A 15,476-nucleotide genomic window follows, 5' to 3' on the forward strand; every position below is an offset into this window, starting at 1 on the left:
GACAGGGTAGATGACAACAGGGTGCTTGCGTGACCTGCACGGTGCTGATGTCGGTGCGCGTTGCTTCATTGCGGGCCATCTGACCCTCTCCGCCGGCGTGAAGCACCTTGTTGAAGTGCCGGGTGCGCCGTTTTTCCGGCCGCTGTGACAGGGCTGCGGAGACGATGATCGGGCATATAGAGAAGGCCCATCTCACTGCGCTCGAATATACCAGTAAAGGTATGTACCAGCAATTCAGCTGCCAGATCAAACGCTTCGCTACATCGCCCGAGATACGAGGCCCGGCGAGCCGCGGATGAGAGCGGCATATGGCACGATGATTCCCCATTGGTCGCATGACACCGTAGAATGACCGGTCTGAGTGCGCCCAGGCGCACGGCAACAAGATGAGCAGGCCGCGCGAAGGCGGGGCCGGAAAGGAGTGCGACATGGCCGAAGGCCAATCAGTCCAGTGGATCGAGGTTGCCCCGGAATTGGCCGGGCAGCGCATCGACAACTTTCTGCGTACCCGCCTCAAGGGCGCACCCAAGGCGTTGATCTATCGCATCGTGCGCAAGGGTGAAGTGCGCGTGAACAAGAAGCGCATCAAGGTCGATTACCGCCTGCAGGCGGGCGATCTGGTGCGGGTGCCGCCACTGCGCCTCTCGCCGGAAGCCGCCGTGCAGGAAGTCAGTGACAACCTGCGCGAGGTGCTGGCGGGCTGCATCGTGCGCGAGACGGATGACTTCATGGTCATCAACAAGCCCTCGGGGCTTGCCGTGCACGGCGGCAGCGGCGTCAAGATCGGCCTGATCGAGGCCATGCGCCAGATTCGCGCCGACCTGCCGTTCCTGGAGCTGGTGCATCGCCTGGACCGTGATACCTCCGGCTGCATTCTGCTGGCCAAGTCGCGGGCTGCGCTGTTGCAGCTCAATGCCGACCTCAAGGCCCACAAGATGACCAAGCTGTATCTGGCGCTGGTCGAGGGGCGCTGGGATTCACGCCGCGATTACGTCAACGCACCGCTGGAGCGCTACGACGGTGGCAATGGCGAGCGTCGGGTACGCGTCGATGAGGCCGGCAAGACGGCCAGCACCCGCTACGCGGTGCGTGAGGCCTATCCGAGCATGACGCTGGTCGAGGCCGAGCCGATTACCGGGCGTACTCACCAGATTCGCGTGCACTCGGTGCATGCCGGGCACCCGCTGCTCGGCGATACCAAGTACGGCACCGAGCGCGGCAATGCCCTGGCGAAGAAGGTCGGGCTGGAGCGCCTGTTCCTGCATGCCGCCCAGCTCAGCTTTCCTGACCCGATCGACGGGCGAACCGTCACCGTGCGCGCGCCGCTGGACAAGCGGATGAAGCGCGTTCTCGCCACTGCCAGAGAGCTGGGAGCTCGTCATGACTGATCTCGCTGCAGGACTGCCGCAACCGCGCTATCGCCTGGTCATCTTCGACTGGGATGGCACCCTGATGGATTCCGAGGCGCGTATCGTCGACTGCCTGCAGGCGGCCTCATTGGCGACGGGCATGGGCGAGCTGCCTGCCCATGCGGCGCGCGACATCATCGGGCTCGGGCTGCCCGAAGCCATGGAGCGCCTGTTCCCGGGGGCGACGGCCGAGCAGTGCGAGGCGCTGGTCGCGGCCTATAAGGCGCATTTCGTGGCGGTCGATACCACGCCGCTGGACTTCTTCCCCGGTGTCGAGGCCGGCATCCAGCGTCTGCGTCGCCATCCCGAGCAGCTGCTGGCCGTCGCGACGGGCAAGAGCCGGCGCGGGCTGGACCGCATGTTCACGGCCCATGACTGCGGTGACTGGTTCCATGCCTCGCGCACTGCGGACCTGACGCTGTCCAAGCCGCATCCCCGCATGCTCGAGGAATTGCTGGCCGAGCTGAACGTTGAGGCGCATGAGGCGCTGATGGTCGGCGATACCGAATATGATCTGGAAATGGCGCGTGCCCTGGGCATGCACAGTGTCGGTGTCGACTACGGCGTACACAGTGTGCCGCGCCTTGAGGCCTGTGCGCCGCAGCGCATCGTCTCGCATTTCGATGAATTGATGGATTGGCTGTACGTGGCCAGGTAACGGCCGCGATCGCCTAGTACAGGAGCAGCAATCGATGAGTGACAGGCCGCATGATCCCTGGCGTGAAGGCGCGGGTGGCAAGGACGAGAGCGAAGCGGGCTTGAGCGGGCCGGGCATGAGCGGGCCGGGCATGAGTGGACAGGGCATGAGTGGACAGGGCGCGGCTGCCGCCTCCGAGCGAGAGATGGACTGGCAGGCGCGCGAGCGCACCGCGCAGCTCGAGATGATGGACCGCTGGGTGCAGGGCGTAGTCACCGAGCAGCGTCGTTCGCGGCGCTGGAAGCTGTTCTTCCGCTTCCTGTTCGCCTTGCTGTTCATCGCCTCGATCGCGACCTCGGTGACCCTGTTCACGCTCGGCAGCCAGCCAGCGGCGCTGCCCGGCGAGCAGCATCTGGGCGTGGTGCGCGTGAAAGGCGTGATCGAAGCGGATGGCGAAGCCAATGCCGAACGCATCATCAAGGGGCTGCGCGCGGCCTGGGAATCACCGGCCTCCGTGGCGGTGGTGCTCGACATCAACTCGCCTGGTGGCAGCCCGGTGCAGTCCCAGCGCGTCTATGACGAGCTGATGCGGCTGCGTGAGCGGGGCGACAAGCCGGTGATCGCGGTGATTGAAGACCTGGGCGCCAGTGGTGCCTATTACATGGCGGCCGGCGCCGGCGAGATCATCGCGGCACCCTCGAGCCTGGTGGGCTCCATCGGCGTGATTTCCTCAAGCTTCGGGCTCAAGGGGCCGATGGAAAAGCTGGATATCGAGCGTCGCGTGTTCACGGCGGGAGACAACAAGGCGTTTCTTGATCCGTTCTCGGAAATCTCGCCGGACCAGCGTGCCTTCTGGCAGAGCGTGCTGGCCACGACGCACCAGCAGTTCATCGCGGCGGTCAAGGCCGGGCGCGGTGAGCGCCTCAAGGACGATCCCGAGCTGTTCTCGGGGCTGATCTGGACCGGCGAGCAGGCGCGGGGGCTGGGGCTGGTCGATCGGACCGGTACGCTGGAAGAGCTGGCGGCGGAGCTGACGCCAGAGGCGGAGCTGCACGATTACACGCCGCGTCAGGACCCCTTCGAGCGCTTCACGCGGCGCTTCGCCGGTGTGATGGCCAGTGCGATGGGGCTCGAGACGACGGTGTCGCCGGTCAGCTACCGCCTGCCCTGGTAGGCGAGCCAGGGCCGCAGCCCTCGTCGCTCAGGGCTGCGGTGTCTCTCAGGCCTACGGTGTCTCTCAGGGCTACGGTGTCTCTCGGGGGCGCGGCGCCACTCAGGAGCGCGGCGCATCCAGCAGAGGGTCGACGCCTGCCTCGCGCAGCAGTTCGCACAGGCGAATCAGTGGCAGGCCGATCAGGCTGTTGGGATCACGCCCCTCGAGGCGCTCGAAGAGCGTGATGCCCAGTCCTTCCATGCGGAAGCTGCCGGCGCTGTCGAGGGGGCGTTCGCGCTCGACGTAGCGTTCGATCTCGGCGCTGGTCAGGGAGCGGAAGACGACCTCGTGGTCTTCATGACAGACCCAGTGACGCGCGGACCGGGTGTCGATCAGCGCCAGGCCGGTCACGAAGCGCACGCGACGTCCGGAGAAGCGCGCCAGCTGGGTGCGTGCGGCTGACAGATCCGCTGGCTTGCCCAGTATCTCGCCCTCGAAGACGGCGACCTGATCGCTGCCGATGATCAGGTGGTGGGAGTAGGCATCCGCCACGGCGTTGGCCTTGCCGAGTGCCAGACGATGGACCAGTGTCTCGGCACTTTCTTCGCGTCGCGGCGTCTCATCGATACTGGGGGCTGTCCAGGTGAAGGGCAGCCCGAGGCGTTCAAGCAGTTCACGACGCCAGCGTGAGCTGGACGCCAGGACCAGTGGAGTCATCATGGCTCTCCCGTCGGGGCGCGTTGCGGGCATTGGCTGGGCGGCGCGCGGCAAGTGTTTGAAAAACAAGGGCTGCAGGATGCCGTAAATCCTCTCGGCATTGAAGCGTCAGGCGCGTACAATCGCGCGCTGGACGTGTAGCCCAGTGTCAGTTGTCGCATATCGACGTGAAAGCGTGATGGTGAGGGGGCTGGCAAAAGCAACAAGTTGCTCATGCATTTTGACACCGGGAGGGGGAATCCCTATTATGGCGCGCCTATGTTGACCACAAGACTGCCGACCAAGGTCGAGCCCTACCGGCTGGCGTCAGCGGGTAAACGCCTTGAAGGCGTGATTCCACTGGCGAACATGCCCCGTGTTGTTGAGGCCATCGGTGCTCAGGAAGGGGACGTCAGCGTTTCCATGACCTTTGACATCGACACTCAACGTCGCAGCTTCATCGAAGGCTCCATCGCCTTCGAGGCAAGTCTGCTATGTCAGCGTTGTCTGGGACCCACCGAGCCGGAGCCGCTTTCCAGCGAGTTCCTGTTGGGTCTGGTGACCAGCGATGCGCTGGCGGCGCAGCTGCCCGGTGAGTACGAGCCGGTAGTGGTGGAAAACGAACAGCTGGATCTCCTGACAGTGATCGAGGATGAAGTGCTCCTGGTCCTGCCGCAGGTGGTCTACCACGAGGAGGCCGATTGTGCCGTCTCTCGCGACCAGCTGGCCAGCGGTGTGGAACCCGAGGCCTCGGACGCACCCGCTGTGAATCCATTCAGTGTGCTTCGCACCCTGAAGGACAAGCACTGAACTCAATTTGTCGACAAGATTGGAGTAATCCCCATGGCAGTTCAGCAGAACCGCAAAACTCGTTCCAAGCGTGGCATGCGTCGTAGCCACGATGCCCTGACTGCACCGACCCTGTCCCAGGACAAGGAAACCGGTACAGTTCACCTGCGTCACCACGTCTCTGCCGACGGTTTCTACCGTGGCCGCAAAGTCGTTGATGCATAAGGCATTGATGCAGCGCGCGGCGTAACGCCGTGCGTATCGCCATCGATACGATGGGCGGGGACTTCGGTCCCCGCGCTACGTTACGGGGCACGGCCAGTGCGCTGTTGCGAGACTCGCAACTCAGCGCCATCCTGGTCGGCCCGCAGCATCTACTGGATGCCGAGTTAGACTCCCTCCCTGCTTCACTCTCCCGTGTTCGTGATCGCCTTCAGACACTCGCTGTCGACGGCATTGTCGCGTCTGATGCTCGCCCGTCCCGCGTCTTGCGCAGTCGCGAGCCCAGCAGCATGTCTCAGGCCCTGGGCCTGGTGGCGAACGGCCAGGCGGATGCCTGTGTCAGTGCCGGCAATACCGGCGCCTTGATGGCGCTGGGCATGCGCGAAGTGGGAAGAGTGAAAGGGGTGGAGCGACCTGCCATCTGTGCCGCGGTGCCCACGCGCGGCGCGCGCGCCTGCAGCCTGCTGGATCTCGGCGCCAACGTCGATGTCGCACCGCACCATCTGCTGGCGTTCGCCCGCATGGGCGCGATGCGCAGCCGCCTCATCGACGCGGTCGAGCGTCCACGAGTGGGGCTGCTCAACGTGGGGGTCGAGTCGGTCAAGGGGACGGCGCAGGTGCAGGAAGCGCACGCCCTGCTGGCTGGCAGCGAGTCGGATTTCGACTACCTTGGCTTTGTCGAGGGCGGCGACCTCTTCTCCGGCAAGGTGGATGTGGTGGTCTGTGATGGCTTCGTCGGCAATGTCGTGCTCAAGAGTAGTGAAGGGCTTGCGCAGATGCTGTCGGCGCAGTTGGGGGCGACCCTGGCGGCCAGCTGGCGCACGCGCCTTATGGCCTGGCTGGCGCGCCCGGCGCTGACACGACTCTCGCGTGAACTGGACCCGGTGCGCTACAACGGCGCCAGCCTGCTGGGCCTGGCGAGCGTGGTGGTGAAGAGTCACGGCGGCGCGGCGGCGGAAGGCTTTGCCTTTGCCGTCACGCGCGCGGCCAGCGAGGCTCGCGAGCAGTTGCCCTCGCGCCTGGCGCAGGCCCTGGAAGGCACATACTCACGCTGAATGAGTAAATTGGTCTGATTTGTTCCTGTTGGGGTCGAGCTTCGGCGCACACGGTGCGACAATGCCAGCGCTTCGCGGCCGGGCGGTGAAGGCGGGCGGGAATCAGGGGCAGGAAGCCTCCGCAGGACAGCAGCATGATGTAAATGACAGGAAGCAGGCTTTCCCCTGGCAGAAGCGTGAGACACGACAGTGGTCGTCTCGCTTGCGAGCCAGTGGAAATCGGGTTTCTTGACCCGTGTCAGTCCCACCTGAACAGATGGAAATGGTGACAGCAATGACAGATTCCCTGGCCCTCATCTTCCCGGGACAGGGCTCCCAGCAGGTCGGCATGCTGCGGGAGCTGGCGGAGCGCTATAGCGTGGTCCGCACTACCTTCGAGGAAGCCTCTGACGCGCTGGGGCGCGATCTCTGGCACCTGACACAGGAAGGCCCGGCGGAGGAGCTCAATCGTACCGAGCTGACCCAGCCGGCGCTTCTGACCGCCAGTGTCGCCATCTGGCGCGTCTGGCAGGAGCTGGAAGGCCCGCGCCCGGCGCGCATGGCCGGTCACTCCCTGGGTGAATACAGCGCCATGGTCTGCGCTGGCGTGATCGGTTTCGCCGAGGGCGTCAAGCTGGTCAATCTGCGCGGCGAAGCCATGCAGACTGCCGTGCCGCAGGGCCAGGGCGCGATGGCGGCCATTCTCGGTCTCGAGAATGCCCAGGTCGAAGCCGCCTGTGCCAGTGCGACGCAGGGTGAAGTGGTCGCAGCAGTCAACTACAATGCGCCGGGACAGGTCGTCATCGCCGGTGGCACCGCTGCCGTCGAGCGTGCCATCGCGGCATGTCAGGAGGCGGGTGCCAAGCGCGCCATGCCGCTGCCGGTGTCGGTACCGTCGCATTGTGATCTGATGCGTCCGGCGGCCGACAAGCTGGCCGAGGCGATGAATGCCATCGATTTCCGTGCGCCACGCTATACCGTCATCCAGAATGTCGATGCCAAGGCGCATGACGATGTCGAGACACTGCGTCAGCGTCTGATCGAGCAGCTCTATCAGCCGGTGCGCTGGACCGACTGCGTCAATGCCATGTTCGACAGTGGCGCGCGCAGCTTCATCGAATGCGGCCCGGGCAAGGTGTTGACCGGCCTTGGCAAGCGCATTCAGCGTCAGGCACGTGGCCTGGCCGTGAATGATCCGGATAGCCTGGAAGCGGCGCTGGAACTTGCCCGCGAGACCGCTGCCGAACAGAATCAGTAAGCTCGTGGCTGGCCCATCTGGCCGGCCATGTGACTTGGATCAGCCAACTCAGGACTCAAGATGACGAGCGAACGCAGAATCGCACTGGTGACCGGTGCCAGTCGTGGCATCGGCCAAGCCATCTCCCGTGAACTCGGCCGTCAGGGCCGTATCGTGATCGGTACTGCCACCAGCGAGAAAGGGGCAGCGGCCATCGGCGCTGACCTCGAGGCGCACGGTATCGAAGGCGCGGGCATGCTGCTCAACGTCACCGATCAGGCCAGCGTCGACGCCGTGCTCAAGGAAATCGGCGAGCGCTTCGGCGCCCCGACCATCCTGGTCAACAATGCCGGCATCACGCGTGACAACCTGTTGATGCGCTTGAAGGAAGACGATTGGGACGCGGTGCTCGACACCAATCTCAAGTCGGTCTTCCGTGTCAGCAAGAGCTGCCTGCGCGGCATGACCAAGGCGCGCTTCGGCCGCATCGTCAACATCTCGTCCGTGGTCGCGACCATGGGCAACCTCGGTCAGGTCAACTATGCTGCCGCCAAGGCAGGCATGGAAGGCTTTGCCCGCTCGCTGGCGCGCGAAGTCGCGTCACGCAATATTACCGTCAACTCAGTGGCGCCGGGCTTCATTGCCACTGACATGACTGAAGCATTGCCGGAAGCGCAGCACGAAGCGTTGCTCGGCAACATCCCGCTGGCGCGCCTTGGCCAGCCGGAAGAGATTGCTGCGGCAGTCGGCTTCCTGACCAGTGATGCAGCAGGCTACATTACCGGTGAGACGTTGCAGGTGAACGGTGGCATGAACATGCGCTGAACCCCACGCAGGGACGTGGTTGCGTCCTTTTGGGGTGGCCTATAAACTACGCCCAGCTTTTTCGAGCTGCGGATTCCGTACCACTAGGAGTGATTGTTAAATGAGCACCATTGAAGAACGCGTCAAGAAGGTTGTGGCTGAGCGCCTGAACGCCAAAGAAGAAGAAATCCAGAACTCTTCCTCTTTCACTGAAGACCTGGGCGCCGATTCCCTGGACACCGTCGAGCTGGTGATGGCTCTTGAAGAGGAATTCGATACTGAAATTCCTGACGAAGAAGCAGAGAAGATCACCACCGTGCAGGAAGCTATCGATTACATCGTCAACCACCAGTAAGGTGTGTTGAAGCGATCACGGAGCAACCTGTTGCTCATGGTCGTGATGCAATTGTCTGTACGTTCAAGAGCCGCACTGTTCCTCAGTGCGGCTCTTGTCGTTCAGGGATGTGCTGCGCAATGCCGCGCCGACAGGGCGCGCATTGTCTGGTGGTAGGCGGTGGGCTTCGTGACAAATGTCCCCTTGTGGCAAGTGTCGGAATTCCTTCGTGAAAGTGGCCAGAAAAGCGCTTGAAAACCGACTGCCCACGCATGGCCAGGTTTCTGTATAATGCGCTCAATTACCGTCCGGGCGTCCATGGCCCTGGCGTGCCAATTCGATAGTTTTGGAGGAGACACGATGCCTCGCAGAAGGGTAGTGGTAACAGGTCTTGGCCTGGTAACCCCGGTCGGGAATACCGTCGAGGAAAGCTGGAGCAACATCAAGGCGGGCAAGAGCGGCATCGCGGCCATCGAGCATTTCGATGTCAGCGGTTTCAATACCCGTTTCGGTGGCTCCATCAAGGACTTCGATGTGGGTCAGTACCTGAACCCGAAAGAGGCCCGCAAGATGGACCTCTTCATCCAATACGGTATCGCGGCGGCCCACCAGGCCATCACCGACTCCGGCATTGAATGCACCGAAGACAACGCCGAGCGCATCGGTGTCGCCATCGGTTCCGGTATCGGCGGCCTGCCGATGATCGAGCACAACCACAAGGCGCTGGAGAAGGGCGGTGCACGTCGCATCTCGCCGTTCTTCGTGCCGGGCTCCATCATCAACATGATCTCCGGCAATCTGGCGATCCAGTTCGGTTATCGTGGTCCGAACATCGCGATCACCACCGCCTGTACCACCGGGACGCACAACATCGGTTACAGCGCACGTACCATCGCCTATGGCGATGCCGACGTGATGGTGGCCGGCGGCGCCGAGATGGCGACCACGCCGCTGGGTCTGGGTGGCTTCTCCGCAGCGCGTGCGCTGTCGACCCGCAACGATGATCCGCAGGCGGCCAGCCGTCCGTGGGACCGCGACCGCGATGGCTTCGTGCTGTCCGACGGCGCCGGTGTCGTCGTGCTGGAAGAGTACGAGCACGCCAAGGCACGTGGCGCGACCATCTACGCTGAGGTGCTCGGGTTCGGCATGTCCGACGACGCTCACCACATGACGGCGCCGCCCGAAGATGGCCGTGGTGCGGCCGCCGCGATGCGCAACGCCATCCGTGACGCCAAGCTCGAGCCGAGCCAGATCGACTACATCAATGCCCACGGCACCTCCACCAATGCCGGCGACAAGGCGGAAAGCCTCGCCGTCGAGTCGGTGCTGGGTGATGCGGCACGCGATGTGGCGGTCAGCTCCACCAAGTCGATGATCGGTCACCTGCTGGGCGCTGCCGGCGCGGTCGAGGCCGTGTTCTGCGTGCTGGCGATGCGTGACCAGATCGCGCCGCCGACCATCAACCTGGACAACCCGGCCGAGGGCTGCAACCTCGATTACGTGCCGAACGTCGCACGTGACATGAAGATCGAGTACACCCTGTCCAACTCGTTCGGCTTCGGTGGCACCAACGGCTCGCTGGTGTTCGGCAAGCTCAAGGACTGATCACACGCTTTCGTGTTCTCTCTCCTCAGACGCGCTCCCATCCGGGGGCGCGTTTGTCTGTGGGGCGTCACCTGCATTGCGTGTCGTGTCCGCAACCGTTCTCTGGAGGGCTGTATCGATGACGACTGATGCCTCTGGCAGCAAGAGCTCAGATGGCCGGGCCTCTGATGAAAGGAGCGCTTACGACAAGCGCTCTCTTGCAGCGCTCGCCGCCGATCTGCCCAGTGATGACCGTGGCCTCGCCTATGGCGAGGGCGTGTTCGAGACGATTCTGGTGCGTGAGGGCCAGCCGCAGCTGTGGTCCTGGCACGAGGCGCGCCTGACGCGCGGTTGTCAGCGTCTGGGGATTGCAGCGCCTTCATCAGCTGAGCTGTCTGGCTGTCTGGCGGTCTGTCAGGGCGAGGGGCTTGAAGTGCTCAAGCTGATCGTCACCGGCGGCTCCGGCGGGCGGGGCTACAGGGCACCTGAGACACCGGAGACGCGCTTGCGGGCACGCGCGACGCCTTTTGCGGTCAATCAACAGGCGCGGCGTGGCATCACGGCGCGGGTCTGCGAGCTGCGTGTGGCCGAGCAGCCGGCACTGGCGGGACTCAAGCACCTCAATCGGCTCGAGAACGTGCTGGCGCGCCGCGAGTGGAACGACACGGCCATCAGCGAGGGCCTGTTGCTCAATGCGCAGGGCGAACTGATCGAGGCCACCAGCATGAATCTGGCCTGGTATCGTGACGGGCGCTGGTTCACGCCGTGTCTTGATCGTGCCGGGGTCGAGGGCACGCTGCTGGCGGCGCTTGAGGCCGAGATGGTGTTCGAGCGAGTGCGTGAGGGGCTTGAATCACTCGCGTGGGCCGAGCGGGTCGTCGTCATGAATTCCGTGCAGGGCGTCTGGCCGCTGCGCACCCTGCTCAAGCCCGATGGCGCGATTCTGGCGGAGTGGAAGGATGCGGCGCATCCGGCGCTGGGCGAGTTGAATCACACTGTCGCGCGCTTGCTGAGCGAGCCCGCGAATTGACGGAAGACGACGAGCGTCAGCAGGCATGCCTGTGCGGTCGTCGCCTTCGCCATGAAGACTGGAAACCTGATTATGCGAGTGTTCAAGATCCTCCTGATGCTGGTAGTGCTGGCCGTGGCTGCGGGTGTGGTGGGCTTTCGTTATTGGCAGGCGCAGTTGCTGTCACCGTTGGCGATCGAGAAGGAACAGCTGTTCGAGGTGCCCAAGGGCGCCAGTCTGACCAGGGTGGTGAGCGAGCTCGAGTCACAGGGCATCATCGAGGCGAGCTGGCCGTACAAGGTGTGGTCGCGCCTCGAGCCTGAGGCCGTCAATGGCCTGCGCGCCGGTGAATTCCGTCTCACGCCGGGCTTGAACGGCCGTGAGCTGGTGGCGCTGCTGTCCAGTGACGATGTGGTCAGCTATACCTTGACCGTGCCGGAGGGCTGGACCTTCGCCCAGATGCGCACTGCCATGGATGCCTCGCCCAAGCTTGAGCACACGACTCGCGACATGAGCGACGAGGAGCTGATGGCGGCCGTCGGTGCAGAGGGCGAGAAGCCGGAAGGGCGCTTCTTCCCGGACACCTACCGCTATCACAAGGGCGTCAGCGACCTCTCGCTCTACAAGCAGGCCTATAGCCGCATGAGCAAGACGCTGGAGGAAGTCTGGGCCGGGCGTGATGACGACCTGCCGATCACCAGCGCCTACGAAGCGCTGATCATGGCGTCACTGATCGAGCGCGAGACCGGCGCGCCGGAAGAGCGCGACGAGATCGCCGGCGTCTTCAAGCGTCGCATGGAGCGTGGCATGCGCCTGCAGACTGACCCGACCGTCATCTATGGCCTGGGCAAGGACTATGATGGCTCGTTGTCGCGCGCCGACCTGCGCAAGCCGACGCCCTGGAACACCTATGTGATCACCGGCCTGCCGCCGACGCCGATCGCGATGCCCGGGCGCGCCGCGCTGGAAGCGGCGGTGCACCCCAAGGAAGGCGATACCTACTACTTCGTCGCCAAGGGTGAGGGCAAGCATCACTTCTCGCGCACGCTGCGCGAGCACAACAATGCCGTGCGCCGTTATATTCTCAATCGGTAATGCGTGGCGAATGAGCTGAAACCCGTGTGGCGAACAGGGTCTGCCATGCTGCACGGGGGCTTTCGTCGCGAGTCATCTGCTGTCTGAATCAGGAAACATCATGTCTTCACGTCCGAGCGCATCAAGCACGACGTCTTCTCGCCACGCCGCCAGCGCGGCGGCCACTCAGGCTTCGCGCGGTGGTCGCTTCATCACGCTGGAAGGCGGTGAAGGCGTCGGCAAGAGCACCAATGTCGCCTTCGTGGTCGCCGAGCTCGAGGCGCATGGCCTCGAGGTCGTGCGCACGCGTGAGCCGGGTGGCAGCGAGCGAGCGGAAGCCATTCGCCAGTTGCTGCTGGACCCGGCGCCGACCGAGTCGCTGAGTGATGATGCCGAACTGCTGCTGATGTTCGCCGCGCGTGCCCAGCATCTGGCCGCGACCATTCGTCCGGCGCTGGCGCGCGGTGCCTGGGTGGTGTGCGATCGTTTCACCGACGCGACCTTTGCCTACCAGGGCGGTGGCCGCAACCTGCCGCTGGGCGATATCTCGGCGCTGGAATCCCTGGTGCAGAAAGGCTTGCAGCCGGACCTGACCCTGCTGCTGGACATGCCGGTCGAGGCGGCACGTGGCCGTCTGGCCGCTCGCCGCGCCGAGACCGGTGAAGGCGCCGACCGCATCGAGCAGGAAGCCGAGCAGTTCTTCGAGGCGGTACGTGTCGGCTATCACATGCGTCGTGACGCCGACCCCGAGCGCTTTGCCACCATCGATGCCGGTCAGTCGCTCGAGGCCGTGCAGGCCGATATCGCGGCGGTACTGGCGGCTCGCGTGGCGGCCTGGCAGGCGAACACTCACACGGATGAGCAGCCATGAGTGCTTCAGACGTCAGCAGTGGTGTCACGCTTTCGAGCTTCTCACCGCTGCCGTGGCAGCATTCGCTGTGGCAACACTTCACCGCGGTACACGACAACGGTCGCCTGCCGCATGCGGTGATGCTCAGCGGGCCGTCGGGGCTTGGCAAGCATGAGCTGGCCGATGCGATGATCGCCCGCGTGCTGTGTCGCACCGCCCAGGGCAAGCCCGGCGCGGCGGCCTGTGGTGAATGTCATGGCTGTCATATGCTGGCGGCGGGGCATCACCCTGATCTGATGGCGGTCGCGCCGCAGGATGTCGGCAAGATGATCCGCATCGACCCGATCCGTGAGGTCAATCGCTTCGTCTCCCAGACGGCCCAGCAGGGCGGCTACCGCGTCATCCGTCTGCAACCGGCGGAGTCGATGAACATCGCCTCGGCCAACGCCTTGCTCAAGAGCCTCGAGGAACCCGGCGCCAATACGCTGTTCATTCTGCTCAGCGACATGCCGTCACGGGTGCTGCCGACCATTCGCTCGCGCTGTCAGCAATGGCCGCTGGTGATTCCACCGGCCGAAGAGAGCCTGCCGTGGCTAACGCAGCAGCTGGGCGAGGATGCTCAGGCTCTGCTGCGCATGGCGGGCGGACTGCCGCAGCTGGCGGTGCGTCTTGGCGAGGCGGAGCAGCGTCAGCTGCGTCAGGCCTTGCGCGAGCTGTTCGATGCGCTGGTGCGCGGTGGCGAGCCGGTGGCCGAGGCGTGGCGACTGGAGCGCCAACCGCTGGCGCAGGTGCTGTGGTACGGTATTGCCTGGCTGGAAGACCTGATTCGCATGGGCCTGTCCGGCAACGCCAGCGACCTGCGTGACCCCAGTCTTGAGCCGCTGCTGAGACAGGCGGTCAAGAACGGGCGCACCCAGGACTGGTTCAAGCTGCTGGACTTCGCCCGCGAGCAGCGCCGTCTGCTGGCCGCGGGCGGCAACCCCAACCCACAGCTGGTGCTGGAAGCCTGGCTGGTGCGTTGGGCCGCCTTGCTGCGCTCCTGAGTGCGCAGCTGGCTTTTTCTGGCGTGAAGGCCCGAGTGAAGGTCTGAGCGAAGAGCTGAGGGTATGGCTGAGCTATGCCCGCGTGGAAAGCCACGAGGCTGCGCGAGGCAAGGCGGGCAGGCTAGACTGAAGCCAGCCAGGCCGCTTGCTCGCCTTGCGTCAGATGACAGCAGGCAATGGCCGAAGAATACGCATTGATACGCAGCGTGAGCCCTCATGTGAGCGCTGACGCTCGTCACGGGACTGCATGTGCCGGGAGACCGGCCGGAGGTGAAGGATGGATACCGCTCCACAGCAAGGCCAGAAGGCGCTCTCGCTGACCATTCGTGATCAGAAGACCCTGTTGGCCGCCTACATGTCGACCCTCGTGCGCGGCGGCATCTTCGTGCCGACCACCGAGCGCTACACCATGGGCCAGGAGGTCTATCTGCTGCTGACCCTGCCTGAGGAATCCGAGCGTATTCCGGTCACCGGGCGCGTGGTATGGATTTCTCCGCAGGGCGTCAGTGGCCGGCGCACTGCCGGGATCGGCATCCACTTCAGTGAAGAGGACCGCCAGGTGCGTGACCATATCGAGAACCACCTGGCCGGCATGCTCGGCAAGGGTCACGCGACCTATACGCTGTAGCGCGAGCGCAGCGTCGCTTCATCATCTCGACCGGCAGTGCCATGGGCGCCCGCCGGTCGAGCACGTTTTTCGCCGCGCAGCGCGTGGCCATCAGTAGTGAGAGTTTCCGGATGTTTGTCGATTCGCATTGCCACCTTGATCGTCTGAAACTGGAAGAGCACGGCGGCAGCCTCGAGGCCGTGCTGGACGCCGCGCGCGCCCGTCACGTGCACCAGTTTCTCGCCATTGCCGTCACGCTCGACGATGTGCCCGAGATCTCGGCCATCGCCCAGCAGCATGAGGATGTGGTGATTTCCGCCGGTGTGCATCCGCTGCACCAGGTCGACCCGGAACCCACGGTCGAGGACATCAAGAAGTGCGCCGAGCGCTTCGGCGCGGTGGCCATCGGCGAGACCGGCCTCGATTATCACTACGAGAGCGTCAGCCGCGAGCTGCAGTACGAGCGTTTCACGCGCCATCTGATCGCCGCGCGTGAGCTCGAGCTGCCGGTGATCATCCACACCCGTGAGGCACGGGAAGACACCCTGGCGCTGATCAAGCAGCACACGGACCCCGCTGTCGGTGGCGTGCTGCACTGCTTCACCGAAGATCTCGACATGGCGCGCATCGCGGTGGGCCACGGCTTCATGGTCTCCATCTCCGGTATCGTCACCTTCCGCAACGCCGAACACGTCCGCGAGCTGGCGCGCGCCATCCCGCTGGACCGCCTGCTGATCGAGACCGACAGCCCCTATCTGGCGCCGGTGCCGTACCGTGGAACCTCCAATGTGCCGGGCAATGTGGTCGAGGTCGCCGAATGCATCGCCGCCGAGCGCGGCATCACCGTCGATGAGCTGGCGATGCAGACCACTGCCAACTTCTATCGCCTGTTCCGTGCCGCCGCGCCGGAAGCGCCGGACAACGTTCGCGAAGCGCTGGCCAGCAGCGGTATGCTCATCGATTGAGCGTGGCACCTCGCATGATCTGACCACCA

Annotated in this window: 17 protein-coding genes; 16 read left to right on the forward strand and 1 reads right to left on the reverse strand. The window is 64.4% G+C overall.

The genetic code is table 11. The annotated features are described in order from the left end of the window. The first annotated feature begins 428 nt into the window (after nucleotides 1-428). From QD280_RS00180 to QD280_RS00190, 3 genes are read left to right on the forward strand one after another with little or no spacing between them, the layout of a single operon-like run. A complete protein-coding gene (locus QD280_RS00180) occupies nucleotides 429-1,388 on the forward strand; it encodes an RluA family pseudouridine synthase (RefSeq protein WP_054555007.1) in 960 nt (319 codons plus the stop codon). After that, nucleotides 1,381-2,067 carry an HAD-IA family hydrolase gene (locus tag QD280_RS00185; RefSeq protein WP_279831465.1) on the forward strand — a complete coding sequence of 229 codons (687 nt, stop codon included), beginning with the start codon at nucleotides 1,381-1,383 and terminating at the stop codon, nucleotides 2,065-2,067. Before QD280_RS00180 ends, QD280_RS00185 begins: the two co-directional genes overlap by 8 nt. A 34-nt stretch (nucleotides 2,068-2,101) precedes the next feature. After that, on the forward strand, nucleotides 2,102-3,220 hold the full coding sequence (locus QD280_RS00190; RefSeq protein WP_279837927.1) for a S49 family peptidase: 1,119 nt from the start codon (nucleotides 2,102-2,104) through the stop codon (nucleotides 3,218-3,220). A gap of 99 nt (nucleotides 3,221-3,319) precedes the next feature. Here the strand turns inward: QD280_RS00190 and QD280_RS00195 are convergent, their stop codons facing one another. Then, complete coding sequence (locus QD280_RS00195; RefSeq protein ID WP_279837928.1) at nucleotides 3,320-3,916, reverse strand: Maf family protein; 597 nt, start codon at nucleotides 3,914-3,916, stop codon at nucleotides 3,320-3,322. A gap of 258 nt (nucleotides 3,917-4,174) precedes the next feature. On the opposite strand from QD280_RS00195, the gene QD280_RS00200 reads away from it, so the two are divergent. The 13 genes from QD280_RS00200 to QD280_RS00260 all read left to right on the forward strand — a co-directional run bounded on the left by QD280_RS00200 (nucleotide 4,175) and on the right by QD280_RS00260 (nucleotide 15,447). Then, nucleotides 4,175-4,705: a YceD family protein gene (locus QD280_RS00200; RefSeq protein WP_107335333.1), complete on the forward strand. Its 531-nt coding sequence runs from the start codon at nucleotides 4,175-4,177 to the stop codon at nucleotides 4,703-4,705. A gap of 33 nt (nucleotides 4,706-4,738) precedes the next feature. Next, the gene (gene rpmF / locus QD280_RS00205; RefSeq protein ID WP_065392644.1) at nucleotides 4,739-4,909 is read left to right on the forward strand and encodes a 50S ribosomal protein L32; all 171 of its coding nucleotides are present in this window, start codon (nucleotides 4,739-4,741) and stop codon (nucleotides 4,907-4,909) included. Between the two features lie 29 nt (nucleotides 4,910-4,938). Continuing rightward, nucleotides 4,939-5,961: a phosphate acyltransferase PlsX gene (plsX, locus tag QD280_RS00210; RefSeq protein WP_192838427.1), complete on the forward strand. Its 1,023-nt coding sequence runs from the start codon at nucleotides 4,939-4,941 to the stop codon at nucleotides 5,959-5,961. A 274-nt stretch (nucleotides 5,962-6,235) separates the two neighbouring features. Beyond that, nucleotides 6,236-7,198: an ACP S-malonyltransferase gene (gene fabD, locus QD280_RS00215; protein ID WP_192838428.1), complete on the forward strand. Its 963-nt coding sequence runs from the start codon at nucleotides 6,236-6,238 to the stop codon at nucleotides 7,196-7,198. Between the two features lie 60 nt (nucleotides 7,199-7,258). After that, nucleotides 7,259-8,002 (forward strand): 3-oxoacyl-ACP reductase FabG, encoded by a 744-nt coding sequence (gene fabG, locus QD280_RS00220; protein ID WP_043331893.1) that lies wholly within the window; start codon nucleotides 7,259-7,261, stop codon nucleotides 8,000-8,002. 100 nt (nucleotides 8,003-8,102) lie between these two features. Continuing rightward, nucleotides 8,103-8,336, forward strand: a complete 234-nt coding sequence (acpP, locus tag QD280_RS00225; protein ID WP_024950601.1) for an acyl carrier protein — start codon at nucleotides 8,103-8,105, stop codon at nucleotides 8,334-8,336. A 339-nt stretch (nucleotides 8,337-8,675) separates the two neighbouring features. Then, nucleotides 8,676-9,920, forward strand: coding sequence for a beta-ketoacyl-ACP synthase II (fabF, locus tag QD280_RS00230; RefSeq protein ID WP_043331892.1), 1,245 nt, complete (start codon nucleotides 8,676-8,678; stop codon nucleotides 9,918-9,920). A gap of 118 nt (nucleotides 9,921-10,038) precedes the next feature. Next, on the forward strand, nucleotides 10,039-10,929 hold the full coding sequence (gene pabC / locus QD280_RS00235; protein WP_192838429.1) for an aminodeoxychorismate lyase: 891 nt from the start codon (nucleotides 10,039-10,041) through the stop codon (nucleotides 10,927-10,929). A 72-nt stretch (nucleotides 10,930-11,001) separates the two neighbouring features. Further along, nucleotides 11,002-12,003, forward strand: coding sequence for an endolytic transglycosylase MltG (gene mltG, locus QD280_RS00240; protein WP_199852376.1), 1,002 nt, complete (start codon nucleotides 11,002-11,004; stop codon nucleotides 12,001-12,003). A 100-nt stretch (nucleotides 12,004-12,103) separates the two neighbouring features. Next, entirely contained in the window at nucleotides 12,104-12,853 is a 750-nt protein-coding gene (gene tmk / locus QD280_RS00245) for a dTMP kinase (protein ID WP_279837929.1), read from the forward strand. After that, nucleotides 12,850-13,875 carry a DNA polymerase III subunit delta' gene (locus QD280_RS00250; RefSeq protein ID WP_054555003.1) on the forward strand — a complete coding sequence of 342 codons (1,026 nt, stop codon included), beginning with the start codon at nucleotides 12,850-12,852 and terminating at the stop codon, nucleotides 13,873-13,875. The genes tmk and QD280_RS00250 overlap by 4 nt, the downstream gene beginning before the upstream one ends. Nucleotides 13,876-14,152: 277 nt before the next feature. Further along, the gene (locus tag QD280_RS00255; protein ID WP_043331891.1) at nucleotides 14,153-14,503 is read left to right on the forward strand and encodes a PilZ domain-containing protein; all 351 of its coding nucleotides are present in this window, start codon (nucleotides 14,153-14,155) and stop codon (nucleotides 14,501-14,503) included. 110 nt (nucleotides 14,504-14,613) lie between these two features. Beyond that, entirely contained in the window at nucleotides 14,614-15,447 is an 834-nt protein-coding gene (locus QD280_RS00260) for a TatD family hydrolase (protein ID WP_043331890.1), read from the forward strand. The last annotated feature ends 29 nt before the right edge of the window (nucleotides 15,448-15,476 follow it).

Origin of the sequence: Cobetia sp. 1AS1 (genome assembly GCF_029846435.1) — a bacterium.
In the GTDB taxonomy this organism is placed as follows: Bacteria; Pseudomonadota; Gammaproteobacteria; order Pseudomonadales; family Halomonadaceae; genus Cobetia; species Cobetia amphilecti.

What these genes read in the sequence shown, in the direction of transcription:
- mltG (WP_199852376.1), top strand. Translation starts at nt 11,002, where the DNA reads ATGCGAGTGTTCAAGATCCTCCTGATGCTGGTAGTGCTGGCCGTGGCT.
- QD280_RS00200 (WP_107335333.1), top strand. Translation starts at nt 4,175, where the DNA reads ATGTTGACCACAAGACTGCCGACCAAGGTCGAGCCCTACCGGCTGGCG.
- QD280_RS00250 (WP_054555003.1), top strand. Translation starts at nt 12,850, where the DNA reads ATGAGTGCTTCAGACGTCAGCAGTGGTGTCACGCTTTCGAGCTTCTCA.
- QD280_RS00185 (WP_279831465.1), top strand. Translation starts at nt 1,381, where the DNA reads ATGACTGATCTCGCTGCAGGACTGCCGCAACCGCGCTATCGCCTGGTC.
- fabF (WP_043331892.1), top strand. Translation starts at nt 8,676, where the DNA reads ATGCCTCGCAGAAGGGTAGTGGTAACAGGTCTTGGCCTGGTAACCCCG.
- QD280_RS00255 (WP_043331891.1), top strand. Translation starts at nt 14,153, where the DNA reads ATGGATACCGCTCCACAGCAAGGCCAGAAGGCGCTCTCGCTGACCATT.
- QD280_RS00260 (WP_043331890.1), top strand. Translation starts at nt 14,614, where the DNA reads ATGTTTGTCGATTCGCATTGCCACCTTGATCGTCTGAAACTGGAAGAG.
- fabG (WP_043331893.1), top strand. Translation starts at nt 7,259, where the DNA reads ATGACGAGCGAACGCAGAATCGCACTGGTGACCGGTGCCAGTCGTGGC.
- pabC (WP_192838429.1), top strand. Translation starts at nt 10,039, where the DNA reads ATGACGACTGATGCCTCTGGCAGCAAGAGCTCAGATGGCCGGGCCTCT.
- acpP (WP_024950601.1), top strand. Translation starts at nt 8,103, where the DNA reads ATGAGCACCATTGAAGAACGCGTCAAGAAGGTTGTGGCTGAGCGCCTG.
- fabD (WP_192838428.1), top strand. Translation starts at nt 6,236, where the DNA reads ATGACAGATTCCCTGGCCCTCATCTTCCCGGGACAGGGCTCCCAGCAG.
- QD280_RS00180 (WP_054555007.1), top strand. Translation starts at nt 429, where the DNA reads ATGGCCGAAGGCCAATCAGTCCAGTGGATCGAGGTTGCCCCGGAATTG.
- QD280_RS00190 (WP_279837927.1), top strand. Translation starts at nt 2,102, where the DNA reads ATGAGTGACAGGCCGCATGATCCCTGGCGTGAAGGCGCGGGTGGCAAG.
- tmk (WP_279837929.1), top strand. Translation starts at nt 12,104, where the DNA reads ATGTCTTCACGTCCGAGCGCATCAAGCACGACGTCTTCTCGCCACGCC.
- QD280_RS00195 (WP_279837928.1), bottom strand. Translation starts at nt 3,916, where the DNA reads ATGACTCCACTGGTCCTGGCGTCCAGCTCACGCTGGCGTCGTGAACTG.
- rpmF (WP_065392644.1), top strand. Translation starts at nt 4,739, where the DNA reads ATGGCAGTTCAGCAGAACCGCAAAACTCGTTCCAAGCGTGGCATGCGT.